Annotated in this window: 22 protein-coding genes; 13 read left to right on the top strand and 9 right to left on the bottom strand. The window is 65.6% G+C overall.

Going from position 1 to position 20,165, the window contains the following annotated elements; translation table 11 throughout:
* The first annotated feature begins 196 nt into the window (after positions 1–196).
* On the top strand, positions 197–568 hold the full coding sequence (locus LB515_RS23730) for a YciI family protein (protein ID WP_140847080.1): 372 nt from the start codon (positions 197–199) through the stop codon (positions 566–568).
* A 7-nt stretch (positions 569–575) separates the two neighbouring features.
* Positions 576–1,823 (top strand): RNA polymerase sigma factor, encoded by a 1,248-nt coding sequence (locus tag LB515_RS23725; RefSeq protein ID WP_224709147.1) that lies wholly within the window; start codon positions 576–578, stop codon positions 1,821–1,823.
* A 295-nt stretch (positions 1,824–2,118) separates the two neighbouring features.
* Here LB515_RS23725 and LB515_RS23720 read toward each other — a convergent pair whose 3' ends face one another.
* The 6 genes from LB515_RS23720 to hrcA all read right to left on the bottom strand — a co-directional run bounded on the left by LB515_RS23720 (position 2,119) and on the right by hrcA (position 7,821).
* A complete protein-coding gene (locus LB515_RS23720; protein WP_224709146.1) occupies positions 2,119–2,742 on the bottom strand; it encodes a glutathione S-transferase family protein in 624 nt (207 codons plus the stop codon).
* 109 nt (positions 2,743–2,851) lie between these two features.
* On the bottom strand, positions 2,852–3,832 hold the full coding sequence (gene cysK / locus LB515_RS23715) for a cysteine synthase A (RefSeq protein ID WP_140847075.1): 981 nt from the start codon (positions 3,830–3,832) through the stop codon (positions 2,852–2,854).
* Positions 3,833–4,020: 188 nt separating this feature from the next.
* Positions 4,021–4,638 carry a LysE family translocator gene (locus LB515_RS23710; protein ID WP_224709145.1) on the bottom strand — a complete coding sequence of 206 codons (618 nt, stop codon included), beginning with the start codon at positions 4,636–4,638 and terminating at the stop codon, positions 4,021–4,023.
* 369 nt (positions 4,639–5,007) lie between these two features.
* A complete protein-coding gene (locus LB515_RS23705; protein WP_224639906.1) occupies positions 5,008–6,348 on the bottom strand; it encodes a PQQ-dependent sugar dehydrogenase in 1,341 nt (446 codons plus the stop codon).
* A 121-nt stretch (positions 6,349–6,469) separates the two neighbouring features.
* A complete protein-coding gene (locus tag LB515_RS23700) occupies positions 6,470–6,667 on the bottom strand; it encodes a hypothetical protein (protein ID WP_095767926.1) in 198 nt (65 codons plus the stop codon).
* Between the two features lie 71 nt (positions 6,668–6,738).
* Complete coding sequence (hrcA, locus tag LB515_RS23695) at positions 6,739–7,821, bottom strand: heat-inducible transcriptional repressor HrcA (protein WP_095767927.1); 1,083 nt, start codon at positions 7,819–7,821, stop codon at positions 6,739–6,741.
* A 196-nt stretch (positions 7,822–8,017) separates the two neighbouring features.
* Between hrcA and rph the strand changes: the two genes are divergently transcribed.
* The 4 genes from rph (at position 8,018) to hemW (ending at position 11,175) form a co-directional block, all read left to right on the top strand.
* The gene (gene rph / locus LB515_RS23690; RefSeq protein ID WP_224709144.1) at positions 8,018–8,734 is read left to right on the top strand and encodes a ribonuclease PH; all 717 of its coding nucleotides are present in this window, start codon (positions 8,018–8,020) and stop codon (positions 8,732–8,734) included.
* A 184-nt stretch (positions 8,735–8,918) separates the two neighbouring features.
* The gene (locus tag LB515_RS23685; RefSeq protein WP_224709143.1) at positions 8,919–9,329 is read left to right on the top strand and encodes a VOC family protein; all 411 of its coding nucleotides are present in this window, start codon (positions 8,919–8,921) and stop codon (positions 9,327–9,329) included.
* The gene (rdgB, locus tag LB515_RS23680) at positions 9,329–10,006 is read left to right on the top strand and encodes an RdgB/HAM1 family non-canonical purine NTP pyrophosphatase (protein ID WP_224709142.1); all 678 of its coding nucleotides are present in this window, start codon (positions 9,329–9,331) and stop codon (positions 10,004–10,006) included. The genes LB515_RS23685 and rdgB overlap by 1 nt, the downstream gene beginning before the upstream one ends.
* The gene (gene hemW / locus LB515_RS23675) at positions 10,003–11,175 is read left to right on the top strand and encodes a radical SAM family heme chaperone HemW (protein ID WP_224607246.1); all 1,173 of its coding nucleotides are present in this window, start codon (positions 10,003–10,005) and stop codon (positions 11,173–11,175) included. Before rdgB ends, hemW begins: the two co-directional genes overlap by 4 nt.
* Positions 11,176–11,374: 199 nt before the next feature.
* Here the strand turns inward: hemW and LB515_RS23670 are convergent, their stop codons facing one another.
* Positions 11,375–11,563 carry a hypothetical protein gene (locus LB515_RS23670; protein WP_095767932.1) on the bottom strand — a complete coding sequence of 63 codons (189 nt, stop codon included), beginning with the start codon at positions 11,561–11,563 and terminating at the stop codon, positions 11,375–11,377.
* A gap of 215 nt (positions 11,564–11,778) precedes the next feature.
* Here LB515_RS23670 and rsmI point away from each other — a divergent pair, with 215 nt between their 5' ends.
* Together rsmI and LB515_RS23660 are read left to right on the top strand one after the other, a co-directional pair.
* Positions 11,779–12,669: a 16S rRNA (cytidine(1402)-2'-O)-methyltransferase gene (gene rsmI, locus LB515_RS23665; RefSeq protein ID WP_224709141.1), complete on the top strand. Its 891-nt coding sequence runs from the start codon at positions 11,779–11,781 to the stop codon at positions 12,667–12,669.
* 60 nt (positions 12,670–12,729) lie between these two features.
* Entirely contained in the window at positions 12,730–13,107 is a 378-nt protein-coding gene (locus LB515_RS23660; protein ID WP_095767933.1) for a YraN family protein, read from the top strand.
* A gap of 233 nt (positions 13,108–13,340) precedes the next feature.
* Here LB515_RS23660 and LB515_RS23655 read toward each other — a convergent pair whose 3' ends face one another.
* On the bottom strand, positions 13,341–14,147 hold the full coding sequence (locus tag LB515_RS23655) for an undecaprenyl-diphosphate phosphatase (protein WP_224629793.1): 807 nt from the start codon (positions 14,145–14,147) through the stop codon (positions 13,341–13,343).
* 161 nt (positions 14,148–14,308) lie between these two features.
* Here LB515_RS23655 and LB515_RS23650 point away from each other — a divergent pair, with 161 nt between their 5' ends.
* From LB515_RS23650 to mepA, 4 genes are all read left to right on the top strand, one after another.
* Complete coding sequence (locus LB515_RS23650; RefSeq protein ID WP_040986376.1) at positions 14,309–15,001, top strand: glutathione S-transferase family protein; 693 nt, start codon at positions 14,309–14,311, stop codon at positions 14,999–15,001.
* Positions 14,982–16,133 carry a tRNA epoxyqueuosine(34) reductase QueG gene (gene queG / locus LB515_RS23645; RefSeq protein ID WP_224709140.1) on the top strand — a complete coding sequence of 384 codons (1,152 nt, stop codon included), beginning with the start codon at positions 14,982–14,984 and terminating at the stop codon, positions 16,131–16,133. Before LB515_RS23650 ends, queG begins: the two co-directional genes overlap by 20 nt.
* 13 nt (positions 16,134–16,146) lie before the next feature.
* Positions 16,147–17,049 (top strand): SDR family oxidoreductase, encoded by a 903-nt coding sequence (locus LB515_RS23640; protein WP_224709139.1) that lies wholly within the window; start codon positions 16,147–16,149, stop codon positions 17,047–17,049.
* Positions 17,050–17,175: 126 nt separating this feature from the next.
* Positions 17,176–18,258: a penicillin-insensitive murein endopeptidase gene (gene mepA / locus LB515_RS23635; RefSeq protein WP_224709138.1), complete on the top strand. Its 1,083-nt coding sequence runs from the start codon at positions 17,176–17,178 to the stop codon at positions 18,256–18,258.
* A 449-nt stretch (positions 18,259–18,707) separates the two neighbouring features.
* Here mepA and LB515_RS23630 read toward each other — a convergent pair whose 3' ends face one another.
* A complete protein-coding gene (locus LB515_RS23630) occupies positions 18,708–19,025 on the bottom strand; it encodes a hypothetical protein (RefSeq protein WP_224709137.1) in 318 nt (105 codons plus the stop codon).
* Between the two features lie 55 nt (positions 19,026–19,080).
* Between LB515_RS23630 and LB515_RS23625 the strand changes: the two genes are divergently transcribed.
* Positions 19,081–20,100 (top strand): glucokinase, encoded by a 1,020-nt coding sequence (locus LB515_RS23625; RefSeq protein WP_224709136.1) that lies wholly within the window; start codon positions 19,081–19,083, stop codon positions 20,098–20,100.
* Positions 20,101–20,165: the final 65 nt, after the last annotated feature.

The following is a 20,165-nucleotide window of genomic DNA, read 5'->3' as shown; positions in this document are numbered from 1 at the left end:
TAGACGGCGGAAAGCAAATGCCAACCCGCAATTGCGTGCGTTAGACCAATGGTTGAGAGTGGCAAAAGGAGCCGATCGACCGGCACATCAGCGGCGCGGCAAAAAAAGATTCTCGCGGCGCCTGTCGAAATCGGCCGAGGCCGCACGACATAGGCCGGCACGCGACGATGCGGCCCTCAAGAAACGGGAGAAGACCATGCGATACATGCTTTTGATCTACAATGACGAAGCCGCGATGGCGAATGCTCCGAAGGAGCAGACCCAGCAGGTGCTCGCAGCCTATGGCGCCTATACCGAGGCGCTGAAGAAATCCGGCGCGTACATCGCCGGCGAGCGGCTGCGCCCGACGCAGGCGGCTACCGCGGTGCGGATGGCGGACGGCAAGACCAACGTGCTCGACGGCCCCTATGCCGACACCAAGGAGCAGCTGGCAGGTTTCTACATGATCGAGGCAGCCGACATCGACACGGCCATCGAATGGGCTGCGCGCTGCCCCGCGTCCAGCACCGGCACGGTCGAGTTGCGGCCGATCTGGGAAATGGCAGAGTACGTCGCCGCCGCGGAGTGACCCCGCGATGGATGATCGCTCGGAGATCGCGCGGGCGGCGGCCGAGGCGGCCGCCCGGCGCAGCTACGGCAAGCTGGTCGCCTGGCTCGCGGCGCGCACGCGCGACGTCGCCGGCGCCGAGGACGCGCTGGCCGATGCCTTCGCCGCCGCGCTCGAACGCTGGCCGCGGACCGGCGTGCCGGCGCAGCCGGAAGCCTGGCTGCTCGCCGTGGCGCGGCGGCGCGACGTGGACGCCGTGCGGCGGCGGCTGACCGGCGAGGCGGCGCGCGACCACCTGAAGCTGATCGCCGAGGAGATGGAGGAGCGCGTGCGCGGCGAAGACCTGCCCGACGATCGATTGCGGCTGATGTTCGCCTGCGCCCATCCGGCGATCGAGGCCAGCGTGCGCGCGCCGCTGATCCTGCAGACGATCCTCGGTTTCGACGCCGCGACGATCGCCTCGGCCTTCCTGGTTTCGCCGGCGACTATGGGCCAGCGGCTGGTGCGGGCCAAAGCCCGCATCCGCGAGACAGGGATTCCGTTTCGCGTGCCGGAGCAGGCGGAACTGGGCGAGCGGCTGGGCGCGGTGCTCGAAGCGATCTACGCCACCTTCGCCGAGGGCTGGTCGGATCCGACCGGCACGGACAGCCGCCGGCGCAATCTCGCCGCCGAAGGCATCTGGCTTGGACGGCTGGTCGCCTCGTTGATGCCCGACGAGCCGGAGGCGCTCGGGCTGCTGGCGCTGATGCTGTTCGCCGAGGCGCGCCGCTCGGCGAGACGCGGCCCGGAGGGGGATTTCGTGCCTTTAGCCGAGCAGGACATCGCGCTCTGGGACGACCGCCTGATCGACGAGGCGGAGGTCTTGCTGGTGCGCGCCGCGCAAAGGGGCATCATCGGCCGCTACCAGCTGGAGGCCGCCGTGCAGTCCGCCCATACGGCGCGCCGGCGCGGCAGCGGCACCGACTGGGCGGCGATCCGCCAGCTGTATGACGCGCTGCAGGCCGTGGCCGGCTCGCCCGTGGTGGCGATCAACCGGGCGGTGGCGATCGCCGAAACCGAGGGCGCTACGGCCGGCCTAGCGGCGCTTTACGTGCTGGGCGACGACAAGCGGCTGCAGGACTACCAGCCCTATTGGGCCGCCCGCGCCGGGCTGTTGGCGAGACTCGGCAATATCAAGCAGGCGGCAGAATCCTACGACCGGGCGATCGGCCTTGAGCGCGACGCCGCGCTGCGGCGTTTCCTGCAGGGCGAGAAGGCGAAGCTCGTCAGGAATTAGGGCAATGCCAGGGAGATTGGCTGCAGCCTCCCGACCTCGTCATTCTAGGGCGGAGCAAGGAGCGAAGCGACGCGCGCAGACCCTAGAATCCATGCCGTTACCTTGGCCGAAGGATGCAAACGGCGCAGAATTCTGCACCGTTGCGGCGCGTCGAAGTCACGGAATGGATCCTCGGGTCTGCGCGCGTCGCTTCGCTCCTTGCTTCGCCCGTGGATGACGATGCCGGACCGTTTCGGCCAATCTCCAAGGCGTGCGATCTGCCAGCGCAACCGCTGCGCACTTGCCTGGAATTGCCCTAGGCCCACATCTCGTGCGTGGCGTTCAGCTTGCGCATCAGCTCATTCTCGCGCAGCCTCGCCCACAGGCGTTCGATGTTCGGCCAGGCGCCGCGCGCCTTCTGGACCTCGGGATGCCAGGCCACCAGCATGACGAGGTAGATGTCCGCCAGCGACAGCGTCTTGCCGGCCAGCCAGTCGCGGCCGGCCAAAGCCTGATCGAGAATGGCAAAGCCGCGATCCATCTCGGCGACCGCCGCCTGCTTAACCGGCTGCAGGCCGTCGCCATCGGCGGTGTAGCGATGGGCATAATAGAGCCGCAGCACCGCCGGGTAGAGCACCGACGACATGAAAGCCAGCCAGCGCAGGAAATCGGCGCGGGCGGGCGAGCCCGCTTGCGGCGCGAGACGAGCTTCAGGGTGGCGCTCGGCGAGCAGGATGCAGATCGCCGCAGACTCGGTCAGCGAATGACCGTCCGGCAGTGTCAGCACGGGCACCTGGTTCAAAGGGCTGATGGCGAGGAAGGCCGGATCCGGCGGATCCTTCTTGGGCACGTCGATCTGCTCGAAGGGCACGCCGGCCATGGCAAGCGCCGCCTCGACGACGAAGCCGCCGCTGTTTGGGCGCGTATAGAGCTTGTACATGAAAACCCTCCCACCGGCCGATTGGGCCGGCGGCGATATGAGCCGGAAGCGGCGCCTGCCTCAAGCCGCCGACGAATGCCACCGGCGCCTTTTCAGCGGTCCAGTCCGTTCAGGCCCCCAGCCCGTCGAACAGGATGGTCGAGAGATAGCGCTCGGCGAAGGAGGGGATGACGACGACGAGGGTCTTGCCCTTGTTCTCCGGCCGAGAGCCGACGACGATTGCCGCCTGGAGCGCGGCGCCCGACGAGATGCCGACCGGAACGCCTTCGAGCCGGGCGACGAGACGCGCATTGGCGACCGAATCCTCGTTCGAGACCCTGACGACCTCGTCATAGATCGAGGTGTCGAGGATTTTGGGCGCAAAGCCGGCGCCGATGCCCTGGATCTTGTGTGGGCCGGGCTGGCCTCCCGACAGAACCGGCGAGGCTTCCGGCTCGACCGCCACGACGTGCAGCGAGGGCTTGCGCTTCTTCAGCACCTGGCCGACGCCGGTGATGGTGCCGCCGGTGCCGATGCCGGCAACGAAGATGTCGACCTCGCCATTGGTGTCGTTCCAGATTTCCTCGGCCGTGGTGCGGCGGTGGATTTCAGGATTGGCCGGGTTCTCGAACTGCTGCGGGATGATGGCGTTGGGCAGCGTCGCGGCGAGCTCGTCGGCCTTGGCGATTGCGCCCTTCATGCCTTTCGGGCCTTCGGTCAGCACCAACTCGGCGCCGAGCAGCGCCAGCATCTTGCGGCGCTCGACCGACATCGTCTCCGGCATGGTGAGGATCAGCTTGTAGCCCTTGGCGGCGGCGGCGAAGGCGAGCGCGATGCCGGTGTTGCCGGAAGTCGGCTCGATCAGCGTGGTCTTTCCGGGCGAAATCTTGCCGGCCTCCTCCAGCGCCTCGATCATGGCGACGCCGATGCGGTCCTTGACGGAGGCGATCGGATTGAAGAATTCGAGCTTGGCCAGAAGGTTGGCGACGATGCCCTTTTCCTTGGCGAACTTGTCCAGCCTGACCAGCGGCGTGTCGCCAATCGTCTCCGTGATCGAGTTGAAGACGCGGCCGCGGCCGGGCACGCGCGCGGAGGTGACGGGCTTGTTCATTGGTTTCGCTCCCAAGGCAATGGCACAGGCGGACAGAATAAGACTTTCAGCCGCGCAAGATAGGCTGCGGCTGGAAAATATCCGAGTGGGGCGGTTGCTCAAAAGCACCCGCGGCCGGAAATGCATTTTCCGCCACACCGGGTTTCAGGAATAGTTTGGCCGAATCCGGGATCGGTTGAGATCGGAACCTATTGACGCGCCGCTATGGCGGCAGCCGCCCCCATCATGAAGCCGGCGGCGGTGCGGTTCAGCACCTTCAGCGCGCGCGGCGATTTCAGGAACCAGCGCGCCTTGGCGGCCAGCGCCAGATAAGGCACCAGCACCACGAACAGGACCGCTACCGTGAGCATTGCAAGGATAGCGTAGTCGGCAAGCGTGATGGTCTTCAGGTCGACGATGGTCGGCGTGATGGCGAGATAGAAGATCATCGTCTTGGGATTGCCGAGCGTCACCGTCAGCCCGGCGATGAAGCTCGACACCAGCCCGCCCTTGGCCTTCCGCGCCTCGATGTTTTCAGGCGTGATGCCGCTGGTCCAGAAGCGCCAGGCGAGGAAGGCGAGATAGGCAACGCCCGCCCATTTGATGGCGAGGAAGACCATGCCGAAGGTCTGGGCGACGAAGGCAAGCCCGAGCACCACGGCGGTGAGATAGGTGAGGTCGCCGAGCATCAGGCCGAACGACATGGCAAGCGAGGACCGGAAGCCGGAGCCGAGCGCGCGGGCGACAAGCGCCGTGACGCCGGGGCCCGGAATGGCGGCGGCGACGCCGAGCGCGGCGCTGTAGGTGAGGAATCCGGTAAGTGTCATGGTTCTGGCCTAGCGCATGATTCCCCGAAGGGATCGATGAGGAGCGGGGCTTTTATCATGACGCCCGGCCACTGGTAATTCCCTCGCGGCGGGATTCGTTGCCCCAGCTCGACGGAGTGCGCGTTCCCTTGTTGGCAGTCCGTACACTTTGGAGATTGGCCGAAACGGCCCAACCTCGTCATCCACGGGCGGAGCAAGGAGCGAAGCGACGCGCGCAGACCCGAGGATCCATTCCGTGACCTCCGAGCGCCACAACGGTGCAGAATTCTGCGCCGCTGCACTCTTTGATCAGGGTCACGGAATGGATTCCAGGGTCTCCGCGACGCCGCTTCGCGGCTGCTCCGCCCTGGAATGACGAGGTTGGGGGAGCTACCCACCATATGTAATACGCCAGATCGTCCCGTTGCCGTCCTCGGTCAGGATCAGCGCGCCGTCGCTGGCCACGGCGACGCCGACCGGCCGGCCCCAGACCGCGTCGTCGGATATGACGAAGCCGGTGGCGAAGTCCTCGTATTCGCCGGTCGGCTTGCCGTCCTTGAACCTCAGCCGCACCACCTTGTAGCCGGTGCGGACATTGCGGTTCCACGAGCCGTGCAGCGTGAGGAAGGCGTCGCCCTTAAAATCGGCCGGGAAGTTGGCGCCATCATAGAAGGCGATGTTGAGCGGCGCCGAATGCGCCTGCATCAGCACGTCCGGAACCGTGACCTTGCCGGCGAGATCGGGGCGGGCGCCCTCGTGGCGCGGGTCCTCATTGTCGCCGATATAATACCAGGGCCAGCCATAGAAGGCGCCTTCCTTCACGGCGGTGGCATATTCGAAGGGGGTGTTGTCGCCAAGCTCGTCGCGCTCGTTGACGACGCACCAGAGCGCGCCTGTCTCGGGCTGCATGGTCATGCCGGAACAGTTGCGCAGGCCGGTGGCGACCGTCCTGCGGTTGTTGCCGTCGGGGTCGAAGGCCAGCACGTCGGCGCGGCCCTGTTCCGGACCCCAGGCCTCGCCCAGCGGCTGCGATTTCGTCCACGCCTCGACACCGCCCTTCGGCTTCGCGCCCATGTCCTCGGCGATATTGGAGCCGGAGCCGACCGACAGATAGAGCGTCTTGCCGTCGGGCGAGAAGGCGATGTCGCGCGTCCAGTGGTGGCTGGCGGGGACTTTGGCGACGATGGTTTCCGGCTTGCCAGACGCTTCCAGGTCACCCTCGCGATAGGGGAAGCGGACGACGCTGTTGCTGTTGGCGACATAGACCCATTGCGGCTTGTCGCCCGGCGGATAAAAGGCGATGCCGTAGGGCCGGGTCAGGCCCTTGGCGAAGATCGACTCCTGTGCAGGCTTGGCGCTGCCTTCTGCGAGGCGATAGACGCGCACCTGGCTCGCCCGGCTGTCGGCAACGAAGAGGTCGCCGTTCGGCGCCACCCGCACGACGCGCGGACTGTCGACGCCCGACGCGATCAGCTCGGCGGAAAAGCCGGGCGGAAGCTTTGGCTTGGCATCCTCGGGACGATCGGTGACGCCGCCGCCGTTGGAGGCGGATTCCGTCATATCGGGTTTCGGCAAATCCTCAGGTTTCAGCAGCCGGCGCACGCCCGGACGGTCGGCTTTCCAGTCGCCGAAAGCTTTTTCGCCGCTGAGCAAGGGCTGATCGGTCTGCTGCGCAAAGGCAGCCGTGGCAAAAACCAGTGCGAGGCCCGCAAGGCCGGCGATCCGCATCATGCTGTCCTCCGTCTCTGCCACTATGTCCCGCCTTCGGGTGCCTCAGTCGATAAGGCCCCGGAGATAGAACATATTGGGCTAACGATCGAAAAGAGAAGCTTGCGCACGTGACTTGCCGGCCTCAGGCCTCTTCGGCATCCAGATCGTCGTCGAGGCGCTTTTCCAACTCGACGAGATCAGCCGGCAGGGGCAGGCCCATGGCGCGCATCTCCCTCAATTTCTCGCGCAGCTGCTCCTGGATCTCGTGCTCGTCCTCGGGCTGGTTCACCATTTCCTCGAGCAGCAGGCTGATCTGGGCCTTGAGCGATTCCAGCGCCATGTTCTTCTCCTTTGCACCCTCAGCTGTGTCGAGGTTCAGGTCAGGCCGGCCTCACCTGAATATCGATACACCTAACGAAGCATGCGGGAAATCAGTTGTGCAGTGTAATCGACCATCGGCACGATGCGGGCGTAGTTCAGCCGGGTCGGCCCGATGACGCCAAGCGCGCCGACGACGCGGGCGTCCTTGTCGCGATAGGGGGCGACGACCAGCGAGGAGCCGGACAGCGAAAACAGCTTGTTCTCCGAGCCGATGAAGATGCGCACGCCCGGCCCCTCTTCGGCGAGATCGAGCAGCTGCAGCAGTCCGTCCTGGGTTTCCAAATCCTCGAACAGATGGCGAAGCAATTCGATGTCCGCTTGGGCGGTGACGTTTTCCAGGAGATTGGCGCGGCCGCGCACGATAAGGCGCGCCGGCAGGCCGCTTTCGGCGCCGGCCCAGACCGCGAGGCCTTTCTCGACCAGATCCTGCGACAGCGTGTCGAGGGCCGCCCTTGTCTCGTCCTTGATGCGGGCGATTTCCGCCCGCGCCTCGGCCAGCGTCCGGCCACGGATATGCGCATTGAGGAAATTGGACGCCTCGTGCAGCTGGGACACGGTGGTGCCGGCCGGCAGGTCGACGACGCGGTTCTCGACATCACCGTTCTGCGACACCAGCACGGCGAGTGCCTTTGCGGGCTCGAGCTGGATGAATTCGATGTGCTTCAGCGCCACCTCGTGCTTGGAGGCGAGCACGAGGCCGGCGCCGCGCGACATGCCCGACAGCATCTGGCTGGCCTCGGTCAGCATATGCTCCAGCGTCGCGCCCGAGCCGGAGGCGCGCACCTGCGCCTCGATGGTGCGGCGCTCGTCGTCGGAAAGGTCGCCCAGCTCCATGAAGGCGTCGACGAAAAAGCGTAGGCCGGTCTGGGTCGGCAGCCGCCCGGCGGAAACATGCGGCGCGTAGATCAGCCCCAGATGCTCGAGGTCGCTCATCACGTTGCGGATGGTGGCGGGCGACAGCGAAGAGGGCAGGATGCGCGACAGGCTGCGCGAGCCGACCGGCTCGCCGTCGCGCAGATAGGAATCGACAATCCGCCGGAAGATATCGCGCGAGCGCATGTCGAGTGACTGAAGTACCGGCGACTGCGACGTCGGATCGACTGGTTTGTTCATTCCGGCGAGAAACCTCCTTCCGAAAGATATAGACTTAAGCTACGGCGGCGCAACCCGGTGCCGCGCTCGCGGTCACCTAGCGTTTGCGGTCACCGGTGGCGCGTTTACGGTCACGCGGCCCGTTTTCCTTTGCGCCATGCTGCGCATACGTCTACAAGCCGGCCACGATTCCGGAAACGACAAGAAAGAAGGCCGAATGCGCCCCTCCAAACGCCAAGCCGACGAAATGCGCGCCATCTCCTTCGAGCGCGGCGTCTCCAAGCATGCCGAAGGCTCGTGCCTGGTGAAGTTCGGCGACACGCATGTCCTGTGCACGGCGAGCCTGGAGGAAAAGGTGCCGGCCTGGATGCGCAATTCCGGCAAGGGCTGGGTGACGGCCGAATACGGGATGCTGCCGCGCTCGACCGGCGAGCGCATGCGGCGCGAGGCCTCCGCCGGCAAGCAGGGCGGCCGCACGCTGGAGATCCAGCGGCTGATCGGCCGCTCGCTGCGCGCCGTGGTCGACCTGCAGGCGCTGGGCGAGCAGCAGATCACCGTCGACTGCGACGTGATCCAGGCCGATGGCGGCACCCGCACCGCCTCGATCACCGGCGGCTGGGTGGCGCTCTACGATTGCCTGCGCTGGATGGAAGCGCGCCAGATGGTGAGCGTCGCCAAGGTGCTGAAGGACCATGTCGCGGCGATTTCCTGCGGCATCCATGACGGCCAGCCGGTCATCGATCTCGACTACCTCGAGGATTCCTCGGCCGGCACCGACGCCAATTTCGTCATGACCGGCAAGGGCGGCATCGTCGAGATCCAGGGCACGGCCGAGGGCGAGCCTTTCTCCGAGGAGCAGTTCGCGGCGCTGATGGCCTTGGCGAAGAAGGGTATTTCGCGCCTGGTGAGCCTGCAGCAGATGGCGGTGGCTTAGGTTTTCGAATGCCGAGCCTAGGCCCCCCTCTCTGCCCTGCCGGCCATCTCCCCCTCAAGGGGGGAGATTGTATGTCACGCCGGCTTTCGCCAATCACCAATGCTGCAGAAGAGGTGCCGGCGCGGCCACAGCTAATCTCCCCCCTTGAGGGGGAGATGGCCGGCAGGGCAGAGAGGGGGGCCTCGTGATACCCTCCGCAATTCTCGAATCCGCCCTCTACGTCACAGACCTACACGCCGCCGAAGCCTTTTACCGCGACATCATCGGCCTCGAAGCCTTGGGCAAGGTCGAAGGGCGCCACGTCTTCTTCCGCTGCGGCGACGGCGTATTGCTTCTCTTCAATGCCGAGGCAACGAAAATCCCGCCGGCGCCGGACGCTCGGCTGAAGGTGCCGCCGCACGGCACGGCCGGCGAAGGGCACCTCTGCTTTGCGGCAACCGCCGATGAAATCGCTGCATGGCGCAAGCATCTGTCCGCCAACAACATCGCCATCGAAAGCGATTTTGAATGGCCGCAGGGCGGGCACTCGATCTATATCCGCGACCCGTCGGGCAATTCGATCGAGTTCGCCGAGCCAAGGATCTGGGGTTTCTGATGCACTCGCTCAACGGAAAAAAGATCGTCGTCGCCAGCCACAATGAAGGCAAGCTGCGCGAATTCGCCGACCTGATGGCGCCGTTCGGATTCGAGGCGAAATCGGCCAAGGAATACGGCCTGCCCGAACCCGACGAGACCGGCACCACCTTCGAGGAGAACGCCTATATCAAGGCATATGCCGCCGCCAAGGCGACCGGCCTGCCGGCGCTGTCGGACGATTCCGGGCTCTGCGTCGACGCGCTCGACGGCGCGCCCGGTGTCTATACCGCCAGCTGGGCCGAGACGCCGGACGGCAGCAGGGATTTCGGCATGGCCATGCAGCGCACCGAGGTGGCGCTGCAGGAGGTTGGCGCTACGGAGCCCGCGCAGCGCACCGGCCGCTTCGTCGCCGTCATCTGCCTGGCCTTTCCCGACGGCGAGGCCGAATATTATCGCGGCGAGGCCGAAGGCACGCTGGTGTGGCCGCCGCGCGGCACGCTCGGCTTCGGCTACGATCCGGTGTTCCTGCCCAACGGTTTCGACAAGACTTTTGGCGAGATGAGCGCGCAAGAAAAGCATGGCTGGAGGCCCGGCCAGGCGACGGCGCTTTCGCACCGCGCCCGCGCCTTTCAGAAATTCGCCGAAGTGCGATTGAATTTGGCCAGATTGGATTTGGCGCGATCAGGACCCGCATGAGCGCAGTGCCCCTACCGCTCGACCGCAGCCCCGGCTTCGGCGTTTATATCCACTGGCCGTTCTGCGCAGCCAAGTGCCCTTACTGCGACTTCAACAGCCATGTCCGCCACCAGCCGGTCGACCAGGAGCGTTTTGCCCGCGCCTTCGAGACGGAGCTCAAGACCATGCGCGACCGCACCGGGCCGCGCGAGGTGACCAGCATCTTTCTCGGCGGCGGCACGCCGTCGCTGATGAAGCCGGAAACGGTGGCCGCCGTCCTGGAGGCCGTGGCGAGGAACTGGACGGTGCCGGCCGGCATCGAGGTGACGCTGGAAGCCAACCCGTCCTCGGTCGAAGCCGAGCGTTTCCGCGGCTACCGCGCCGCCGGCGTCAACCGCGTCTCGCTCGGCGTGCAGGCGCTGAACGACAAGGATCTGCGCTTCCTCGGCCGGCTGCACAATGTCGAGGAGGCGCTGCACGCCATTGGCCTCGCGCGCGAAATCTTCCCGCGGCTGTCCTTCGACCTGATCTACGCGCGGCCAGGCCAGACGCCGGAGGCGTGGGGGGCGGAGCTGGAACAGGCGATCGGCTATGCTGTCGACCATCTTTCGCTCTATCAGCTCACCATCGAGGAAGGCACGCCCTTCCACGCGCTTTACGCGGCACGCAAATTCACGCTGCCCGACAATGATCATGCTGCCGACCTCTACGCGCTGACGCAGGAGGCAACGGCGGCGCAAGGCCTGCCGGCCTATGAGATTTCCAACCACGCGCGGCCGGGAGCCGAGAGCCGGCACAACCTCACCTATTGGCGCTATGGCGAATATGTCGGCGTCGGCCCCGGCGCGCATGGTCGCTTCGTCGAGAACGGCCGCCGCACGGTGACCATCGCGGAAAGAATGCCGGAAACCTGGGCCAATCTGGTCGAGGCCAAAGGCCACGGCGTCACCGGCGGCGAGATCCTGACGCGTTCCGAGGAGGCGGACGAGTTCCTGCTGATGGGACTGCGGCTGGCCGAAGGCATCGACCTGCAGCGCTACGAGGCGCTCTCGGGTCGCGGCCTTTCAAGCGCGCGGCTTTCGGTGCTGCAGGAAGAAGGCCTGGTGGCGCCTGTCGGCAACGCCCGCCTGCGCGCCACGACCGCCGGCATGATCGTGCTCGATGCGGTGGTGGCGGATTTGGCGCGGTAATCGAGCATCTTCGTCATTCTCGGGCTTGACCCGAGAATCCATGCCGTGACCTCGCGCGAAGGGCGCGGCGGTGCAGAATTCTGCACCGTGGGTGGCGCTTCGGTGTAACGGCATGGATTCCAGGGTCTTCGCGCGTCGCTTCGCTCCTTGCTCCGCCCTGGAATGACGAGGCGCGAGGTCGCAAAGGTTGCCAGTTAGTTCAAGCGTCGTGCTTCTGGCGGTGCTTGCCGCGGTGCTTCTCGCCATGCGCCTCGCCGTGACGGACAGGCTTCTGGTCGGCCTTGTCGCGGCGCGCGCCGGACTCGGCGGCGATGGGGTGTGGAGGGATGCCCTCGCGGGCGGTCTTGCTTTCAAGTCGGCTGATAAAAATATCGAAGCGATTGGGCATCGTTCGGTCCTGCCTCCTCCCGGGGAATCAGGGGTTAAATTCGCCGATGTGGGTTTCGTTCCGCACTGTGGCAAAGGCAAGGCGATTTCGTTGCCTCGACCTCACGTTTTGCAACGGGGCGTCAGCCATGCGAAACAGCCTTGGTTCTTACGCAATTCCGGACGGAAAACCGCGACGCACTTTTCCTGGGAATTGCTCGGAATGAGGGGCATTCGGTGACCGGCGACAAACGCAGCTATCTGATCGGACAAAGCGAGATTGCGGCGCGGCCGCTTCAGCCGGCGCTTTATCTGGTGGCGACGCCGATCGGCAATCTGGCCGACATCACGCTGCGCGCGCTGGAGACTCTGGCCGCAGCGGACATCGTCGCCTGCGAGGACACGCGCGTCTCGCGGGTGCTGCTCGAACGCTACGGCATCCGCCGCCGCACCACCGCCTATCACGAGCACAATGCGGGCGAGGCCGGGCCGAAGCTGATCGAGGCGCTGACCGCCGGACAGAGCGTCGCGCTGATTTCCGACGCCGGCACGCCTTTGGTCTCCGATCCCGGCTACCGGCTGGTCGGCGAGGCGCTGGATCACGGCATCCGCGTCGTGCCCATCCCTGGACCTTCGGCTCCGCTTGCGGCGCTGACCGCTTCCGGCCTTCCTTCCGATGCTTTCCTGTTCGCCGGATTTCTGCCGGTGAAGGCCGGGCAGCGGCTGACCAAGCTGGAGACGTTCAAGCAGGTGCCGGCGACGCTGATTTTCTTCGAATCGCCGCGCCGTCTGGCAGAGACGCTCGGCTCGATGGTCGAGGCGCTGGGCGGTGCGCGGAAAGCCGCCATCGGCCGCGAGCTGACCAAGGCCTTCGAGGAGATGCGCACCGGAACGCTTGCCGAGCTGGCCGACCATTACGGGGCGGCCGACACGCCGAAGGGCGAGGTCGTTATCTGTGTCGGTCCGCCCGAAGCGGCGGAGGACCAGCCGGCCGACATCGACCGCCTCCTGCTCTCGCTTGCGGCCGAAATGCCGGCATCGAAGGCGGCGGCGGAAGCCGCGAAGATGACCGGCGGCCAGAAGCAGGCGCTTTACCGCCGGCTGATCGAGCTCAAGGACAGGCCATGATCCCGAAAAGTGGAGGCCGGTTTTCGGACAGGATCATGGTCAAACAGAATGGAGCCGGGGATGGCTGAACGCACGGTCGGCCATCGCCGAAAAGCGTATCGGCGCGGCCACCGCGGCGAGTGGCTGGCGGCGCTGGCGCTGATGCTGAAAGGCTATCGCATCCTTGCCCGCCGCCACCGCACCAGGCTCGGCGAGATCGACCTCATCGCCCGGCGCGGCGACCTCGTGCTGTTCGTCGAGGTCAAGGCGCGGCGGACATTGATCGAGGCGATGGAAGCAATCGGCCGCGAATCGGAGCGCCGCATCGAGGGTGCCGCGGATTTGTGGCTGTCGCGCCAGCCGGATTACGGCCGGCTGTCGATGCGCTTCGACATGGTGGCGGTGCTGCCCTGGCGCTGGCCGGTGCATGTCGAGAACGCGTTTTACGGGAAGAGTTGAGGGTCTGCCCAACGGCGATGGGCTGGCGGGACAGCGCCCCCCTCTGGCCTGCCGGCCATCTCCCCCACGAGGGGGAGATCAGATGTCGCTCTCGCTTTCGCCAGACGCCAACGTTTCAAGAGGTGGTGCCGCTGGCGGAACTGCTAATCTTCCCCCTCGTGGGGGAGATGCCCGGCAGGGCAGAGGGGGGCGCGAAGGAACTCGACGAAGCAGTATAAGAGAGCGACCTCAGTTCACCCCCAGACCATCAGCGCCGCCAACCCGAGTCCTCCAACCACCAGCCGCCACCAGCCGAACAGCGAATAACCGTTGCGCGAGACGTAATCGAGCAGGAAACGCACCACGATGAGCGCGGTGACGAAGGCGGCGATGAAGCCGACGGCGATGATCGGCAAATCGGCCGAGGTCAGCACGTTGCGGTTCTTGAAAAGATCGAAGGCGAAGGCGCCGACCATGGTCGGCATGGCGAGGAAGAAGGAGAATTCGGCCGCCGCGCGCTTGTCGACGCCCATCAGCAGCGCGCCGACGATGGTCGAGCCGGAGCGCGAGGTGCCGGGGATCAGCGACAGGCACTGGAACAGGCCGATCTTGAGATAAACGCTCAACGGGAAGTCCTCGACATCGTGGTGGACCGGCTTGAGGTTGATGCGGTCGACGATGAGCAGCACCACGCCGCCGATGATCAGCATGATGCAGATCAGCCGGGGCGATTCGAACAATATGGTCTTGATGAAATCATGCGCCAGCGCACCGATTACGGCAGCCGGCAGGAAGGCGATCAGGATGCCGATGACGAAATGCCGGGTCTGCGGATCGCTGGGCAGCTTGATCAGCATCTGCCACAGCTTGCTGAAATAGACGCTGAGGATCGCCAGGATCGCGCCGAGCTGGATCAGGATCTCGAAGGCCTTGCCGGTGGAATGGAAGCCGAGGAAATGGCCGGCAAGCAGGATGTGGCCGGTCGAGGACACCGGGATGAACTCGGTCAGGCCCTCCAGCAGCCCAAGCAGCAGCGCTTCGACGATGGTCTGGCTTTCCATGGCAACCTCTGCTTTTGAATGACGGCTAAGGGAAGGGCTTGCTTGTCATGGGGCGGAAGTCCCCCTATAGGTCGCAACACCATGACAGTCCCTGGAATCGGGCGGCCAAGACTTATCGGCGCTGACACCGATTCGCCAGTGCGCCTTTTCATCGCGGAACCATGCTGACGCTTTTCCATCATCCCATGTTTGCCACCTGCCGCTTCGTGCGCCTCGCTTTCGGCGAGTATGGCGAGGAGTTGGCGCTGATCGAGGAAAAGCCGTGGACGCGGCGCAAGGAGTTCCTGGCGCTGAACCCGGCCGGCACGCTGCCGATCCTGCTCGCCGAAGGCGACGTGCCGATCGTCGGCGCCATGGTGATTGCCGAATATCTCGACGAGACGCGCGGTGTGCTCAAGCGCGACAAGCGGCTGTTCGCCGAAGATCCGATGCAGCGCGCCGAAATCCGCCGGCTGACCGACTGGTATCTGGCGAAGGCTGAAAGCGAAGTGACGCGGCATCTGGTGCGGGAGCGCGTGCTGAAGCCGGTCATGCCGGAAACCGCCGGCGGCGGCTCGCCGGACTCGGCCGCCATCCGCGCCGCGCGCGCCAACATCCGCCAACACATGAAATACACCAATTGGCTGGCCGGCACGCGCCATTGGCTGGCCGGCAACAAGGTGACCTATGCCGATCTCGCGGCGGCGGCGACGCTTTCGGTGCTCGATTATCTCGGCGAGATCGACTGGCGCGAACATGGCGCCGCGCGCGAATGGTACACGCGGGTGAAATCGCGGCCGTCGTTCCGGCCGCTGCTTTCAGACCGGGTGCGCGGCCTGTCGCCGGTATCGCACTATGCGGACCTCGACTTCTGAAACCTTACGCGCGCTGATCGAGGCGGAGGCGCGCCGCGCCGGCTTCGAGGCTGTCGCGGTGACCCGGCCGGACGCGATCCCGCTGGCGCCGGCAAGGCTCGCCGAATTCGTATCCGACGGTTTCCACGGCTCGATGGAGTGGATCGCCGAGACTGTTCAGCGCCGCTCCGAACCCTCGGCGCTGTGGCCGGAGGTGCGCTCGATCATCGTTCTCGCCATGAATTACGGCCCGGACAGCGACCCGCGCGATGTCCTCGAAAAGCGCGACCGCGGCGCGATCTCGGTCTATGCGCAGAACCGCGACTATCACGACGTGATGAAGGGGCGGCTGAAGGAGATCGCCGGCAAGATCGTGGCGAAGGCAGGCGGCGATGTGAAGGTGTTTGTCGATACAGCACCAGTGATGGAAAAGCCTCTTGCCGAAGCGGCGGGGCTCGGCTGGCAGGGCAAGCACACCAACCTGGTCAGCCGCGCGCATGGCTCGTGGCTGTTCCTCGGCACGATCTTCACCACGGCCGAGCTGGAGCCGGACCAGCCCGAAATCGACCATTGCGGCTCCTGCCGAGCCTGCCTGGACGTCTGCCCGACCGGCGCATTCCCCGCGCCCTACCGGCTCGATGCGCGGCGCTGCATTTCCTACCTGACCATCGAGAACAAGGGGCCGATCCCGCGCGAGTTCCGCGACAAGATCGGCAACCGCATCTATGGCTGCGACGATTGCCTGGCCGCCTGTCCGTGGAACAAGTTCGCCAGCGCGGCGTCCGAGGCAAAGCTGGCCGCGCGCGCCGATCTTCGCGAGCCGCCGCTTTCGGAGTTGCTCGCGCTCGACGATGCCGGGTTTCGCTCATTCTTCTCGGGCTCGCCGATCAAGCGCATCGGCCGCGACCGCTTTGTCCGCAACGTGCTGATTGCCGCCGGCAATTCGGACGACGCCTCGCTAACGCCCATTGTGCATCACCTGCTCGACGACGCCTCGCCGCTGGTGCGGGGTGCGGCAATCTGGGCCCTGTCGCGACTGCTCCCCGACCGCGAATTTGGCGATCTTGCCGCCACCGCTGCGAAAGCCGAGACGGATGCGACGGTCCGGGAGGAATGGCTGGCCGCGCCGGCAAATCCGGCGAAGGCCGATTGAAGGGGGTTCATCGATGGGCGAAAGACGGTTCCTCATCTTCGGCGCTGGCTATTCCGGCAAGGCTTTCGCGCGGGCCAATGACCGGCGCGCTCCGGTCTGCGGCACGACGCGGGCGCAGGAAAAGTTCGAGGTGCTGCGATCGGCCGGGATCGAGCCGCTACAATTCGATGGCGCGCTCTCGCCCGAGGTCAGCGATGCGCTCGCAATGACCACGCATCTCGTCGTCTCGATCGCTCCCGACGAGGCCGGCGACCCGGTGCTCAACGCCGCCAGCGAGACGGTCCGGGCAAAGATGCCGGCGCTGGAATGGATCGGCTATCTCTCGACCGTCGGCGTTTATGGCGACCATGGCGGCGCCTGGGTGGACGAGACCTGCGACTGCCGGCCGGTGTCGAAGCGCTCGATGATGCGGGTGGCGGCCGAACAGGAATGGCTGAAGCTTGGCCGGGCGATCGGCAAACCGGTGGCGATCCTGCGGCTTTCCGGGATCTACGGGCCGGGCCGCAACGCGCTGGCCAACCTCGAGGACGGCACCGCAAGGCGGCTGGTCAAGCCGGGACAGGTGTTCAACCGCATTCACTGCGACGACATCGCCGGGGCGCTCTGGCTTCTGGCGGAAAACAATCTCGGCGGCATCTTCAACGTCACCGATGACGAGCCGGCGCCGCCGCAGGACGTCGTGGCTTACGCCGCCGGGCTGATGGGGATCGAGCCGCCGCCCGAAATTCCTTTCGAGACCGCCCAACTTTCGCCCATGGCGCGGTCTTTCTATGGCGAGAACAAGCGCGTCGCAAATCAGGCGATCAAGGCGGCCGGCTACCGCTTCCGGTTTCCCAACTACCGGGTGGCGCTGGAGCGGATGTGGGCCGAGGGCAACTGGCGGGACGGAGCGCCGCGCAGCCCGATGCGAGGATGATGCCGGTGAAGGACGATCATCTTCTACTGCTTTGATCGATGTGGGACGCGCGGCGTGGTATGATTCGTTCCTGATCAGATCGCTTGACGCGCGGCAAACGGATAGACTGGAGAGGGACCCAGCCTGATGAATTTGCGATCGCTGCCTGACCGCAAGCCGTTCCTGACCGCCGCGCTGGCGCTGGTGGCGCTCGCCGCGCTGGCGGCTGTCGCCATTTCGGCCGAACCTCGTGCCAAGGAGTTGTTCGGCGCCCGAAAACTGCCGGCCGTGGCGCCCGCGCAATCCTTCGGTTTCTATTCGAAAGGCTGCTTCACCGGTGGCGTTGCGCTGCCGATGGACGGCCCGACCTGGGAAGTGATGCGCCCGTCGCGCAACCGGCGCTGGGGTCATCCGGCAATGATCGCGCTGATCGAGAAGCTCGCGCGCGATGCCAACGCCGATGGCTGGCCAGGGCTTCTGGTCGGCGATGTCTCGCAGCCGCGCGGCGGACCGATGATGACCGGCCATGCCTCGCACCAGATCGGGCTCGACGCCGATATCTGGCTGACGCCGATGCCGAAGCGACCGCTGACCATCGCGCAGCGCGAGACCATGAGCGCGACGCTGATGGTCGACGAAAAAACGCATCTGGTGAAGGACGCGCTGTGGACGCCGGCGCATACGCGGCTTTTGAAGCGCGCGGCGAGCTATCCTGAGGTCGAGCGCATCCTGGTCAATCCCGGCATCAAGAAGAAGCTCTGCGACACCGTCACCGGCGACCGCTCCTGGCTGCGCAAGATCCGGCCGTTCTGGGGCCACGACTATCATTTCCATATGCGCATCGGCTGCCAGCCGGGCTCGCCCTTCTGCAAGGGGCAAGAGACGACGCCGGACGACGATGGCTGCGGCAAGCCGCTGGCCTGGTGGTTCACCGAGGAGCCGTGGCGGCCGAGCAAGAATCCGGATGCGCCCAAGGCGCGCGACCTGATGACGATGGCCAACCTGCCCAAGCAATGCCAGGACGTGGTCAATGCGCCGGACGCGCCCTCGCTGGAGGCCGTGACCTATCATGGCGGCGGCGACGCCGCGGTGGCCGTGGCCGAACCGCAGCCGACCGAGCCGGCGGAAACGATCTCCAGCGGCAACGCCGCGATCCCGGCGGCGGCAAGCGCTTTCGCGCCGACGCCAAAGATCGGCATCCCACTGCCAAGGCCAAGGCCCGGGAACTGACGCCAGTGGTGTCTCAGTTGGAAATTTAATGGCCTTGGAAACTGGTGGGATTTCCTAGCCTGTCCCAGGCCTCTAGATATTGAGGGAGTGCATAGGATTTTGGCTGCAGCCAAAATGATACTGTGCCAGTCTCACTCGTCCCGCGATGGGCCGCTGCTTTCACCTCGTCTTTTGTGAGGATATAGCAGGTAGGTGAGACGGTGTTCGCATTGATCGTTACAACCCACCAATCTGAACGAAGGATATCCAGCGAACTACCCAATGGCACAGGAGCTCTCTTCGATAGTGCTTTCGACTGAATGGGTAGGACACGGCTTTCGTCGTCACTTGCGGCATAGAGGTCTGCGCCCCGCGCGTTGCGTACAGTGGGCATGACATGCCAACCGCGACGCGATAGTTCTCGTGCTACGTGGTACAAACCGGCGTTGCCAGTCAGCTGATGCCGCATTTTAGCTTGAATACTCCAACACGATGACATAGCCAGACGGCTGCCTGAATTCGCCATCTTCCGTCCGGATGTCTCGTTCCGGTTGCCAGATCACATTGATGATCCGGCTTCCCTCTTCGCCCAAACTGTGCAGCAGCGTCCTCAGCCGCTCAACGTCGTCAGGGCATGTCGCGATGGCATATGACATGAAGTCCCCCGTGTTTTCGGTCAGCATATAGGAGTTCGGCGCGCCTTGCGACAATCGGCCGACAGCGGGTAGTCGCCGGTCAAATTTCAAGCTGAGACAATGGCCGAAGCCGCTTTCCCTTTGCCGGGCCATGCGCTAGTCAACGAACAAACAGCGGCAGACAGCCTGAACGGGGATGCGCGAGAACATGCCAGGCGAGAACGAGACAGCGCTGCGGTTTCCGGTCCTGATCGGCGACATTGGCGGCACCAATGCGCGCTTCTCGATCGTGCTCGATGCCAATTCGGAAGCGACCGAGCCGCAGATCGTCCAGACGGCGAATTTCAAGACCATCGACGAGGCGATCCAGGCGGCGGTGCTCGACCGCTCGTCCATCCAGCCGAACTCGGCGGTGCTGGCGGTCGCCGGGCCGGTTGACGGCGACGAGATCCCGCTCACCAACTGCCCCTGGGTCGTGAGGCCCCGGCAGATGCTTGCCAATCTGGGCTTGAGCGAGGTCGTCGTGCTCAACGATTTCGAGGCGCAGGCGCTGGCCGTGGTGGCGCTCGGCGAAGAGCATATGGAAAAGATCGGCGGCGGCACGCCGGAACCCAATGCGAGCCGGGTTGTGCTCGGTCCCGGAACGGGTCTCGGCGTCGCCGGGCTGATCTATGCGCTCGACCATTGGATACCGGTGCCGGGCGAGGGCGGGCATATGGACATTGGCCCGCGCACGCCGCGCGACTTCGAAGTGTTCCCGCATATCGACAAGCTTGAGGGCCGCATATCCGGCGAGCAGATCCTGTGCGGACGTGGGCTCGTCAACGTCTACCGCGCCGTGGCCAGCACGGACGGCAGGCCGACGCCCTTGACCACGCCGGCCGAGGTCACGGCGGCGGCGCTTTCGAAGTCCGATCCGGTGGCCGAGGAGGCGCTGGCGCTGTTCGTCACCTGCCTCGGCCGCACCGCGGGCGACCTGGCGCTGGTGTTCATGGGCCGCGGCGGTGTGTTCCTGACCGGCGGCATCGCGCAAAAGATCGTGCCGGCGCTCAAAGCGGGCAATTTCCGCGCCGCCTTCGAGGACAAGGCGCCGCACCGCGCGCTGATGCGCGAAATGCCGGTCTACGTCATCACCCATCCGCTGGCGGCGCTGCTCGGGCTTGCCGCCTATGCCAGGACGCCTTCGCTGTTTGGCGTGCGGACGGCGGGGCGGCACTGGCGGGCGTGATCGCTCCGGCGCTCGGGACGGCGCGACGAAGTTTCGCCATAGGCAAGCCGTAGCCGGGACGCTAA

Origin of the sequence: Mesorhizobium sp. CA15, from assembly GCF_020165215.1 — a bacterium.
Lineage (GTDB): Bacteria > Pseudomonadota > Alphaproteobacteria > Rhizobiales > Rhizobiaceae > Mesorhizobium.
This window is presented reverse-complemented; position numbering and strand designations above follow the sequence as displayed.

Bases quoted from the DNA above. Each gene is read 5' to 3' on its own strand.
- LB515_RS23725 (WP_224709147.1), top strand. From the start codon at position 576: ATGGATGATCGCTCGGAGATCGCGCGGGCGGCGGCCGAGGCGGCCGCC.
- LB515_RS23650 (WP_040986376.1), top strand. From the start codon at position 14,309: ATGCTGACGCTTTTCCATCATCCCATGTTTGCCACCTGCCGCTTCGTG.
- LB515_RS23710 (WP_224709145.1), bottom strand. From the start codon at position 4,638: ATGACACTTACCGGATTCCTCACCTACAGCGCCGCGCTCGGCGTCGCC.
- rdgB (WP_224709142.1), top strand. From the start codon at position 9,329: ATGCACTCGCTCAACGGAAAAAAGATCGTCGTCGCCAGCCACAATGAA.
- LB515_RS23660 (WP_095767933.1), top strand. From the start codon at position 12,730: ATGGCTGAACGCACGGTCGGCCATCGCCGAAAAGCGTATCGGCGCGGC.
- LB515_RS23720 (WP_224709146.1), bottom strand. From the start codon at position 2,742: ATGTACAAGCTCTATACGCGCCCAAACAGCGGCGGCTTCGTCGTCGAG.
- rph (WP_224709144.1), top strand. From the start codon at position 8,018: ATGCGCCCCTCCAAACGCCAAGCCGACGAAATGCGCGCCATCTCCTTC.
- hemW (WP_224607246.1), top strand. From the start codon at position 10,003: ATGAGCGCAGTGCCCCTACCGCTCGACCGCAGCCCCGGCTTCGGCGTT.
- hrcA (WP_095767927.1), bottom strand. From the start codon at position 7,821: ATGAACAAACCAGTCGATCCGACGTCGCAGTCGCCGGTACTTCAGTCA.
- LB515_RS23625 (WP_224709136.1), top strand. From the start codon at position 19,081: ATGCCAGGCGAGAACGAGACAGCGCTGCGGTTTCCGGTCCTGATCGGC.
- mepA (WP_224709138.1), top strand. From the start codon at position 17,176: ATGAATTTGCGATCGCTGCCTGACCGCAAGCCGTTCCTGACCGCCGCG.
- LB515_RS23730 (WP_140847080.1), top strand. From the start codon at position 197: ATGCGATACATGCTTTTGATCTACAATGACGAAGCCGCGATGGCGAAT.
- queG (WP_224709140.1), top strand. From the start codon at position 14,982: ATGCGGACCTCGACTTCTGAAACCTTACGCGCGCTGATCGAGGCGGAG.
- LB515_RS23640 (WP_224709139.1), top strand. From the start codon at position 16,147: ATGGGCGAAAGACGGTTCCTCATCTTCGGCGCTGGCTATTCCGGCAAG.
- LB515_RS23655 (WP_224629793.1), bottom strand. From the start codon at position 14,147: ATGGAAAGCCAGACCATCGTCGAAGCGCTGCTGCTTGGGCTGCTGGAG.
- cysK (WP_140847075.1), bottom strand. From the start codon at position 3,832: ATGAACAAGCCCGTCACCTCCGCGCGCGTGCCCGGCCGCGGCCGCGTC.
- LB515_RS23700 (WP_095767926.1), bottom strand. From the start codon at position 6,667: ATGGCGCTGGAATCGCTCAAGGCCCAGATCAGCCTGCTGCTCGAGGAA.
- LB515_RS23670 (WP_095767932.1), bottom strand. From the start codon at position 11,563: ATGCCCAATCGCTTCGATATTTTTATCAGCCGACTTGAAAGCAAGACC.
- LB515_RS23705 (WP_224639906.1), bottom strand. From the start codon at position 6,348: ATGATGCGGATCGCCGGCCTTGCGGGCCTCGCACTGGTTTTTGCCACG.
- LB515_RS23630 (WP_224709137.1), bottom strand. From the start codon at position 19,025: ATGGCCCGGCAAAGGGAAAGCGGCTTCGGCCATTGTCTCAGCTTGAAA.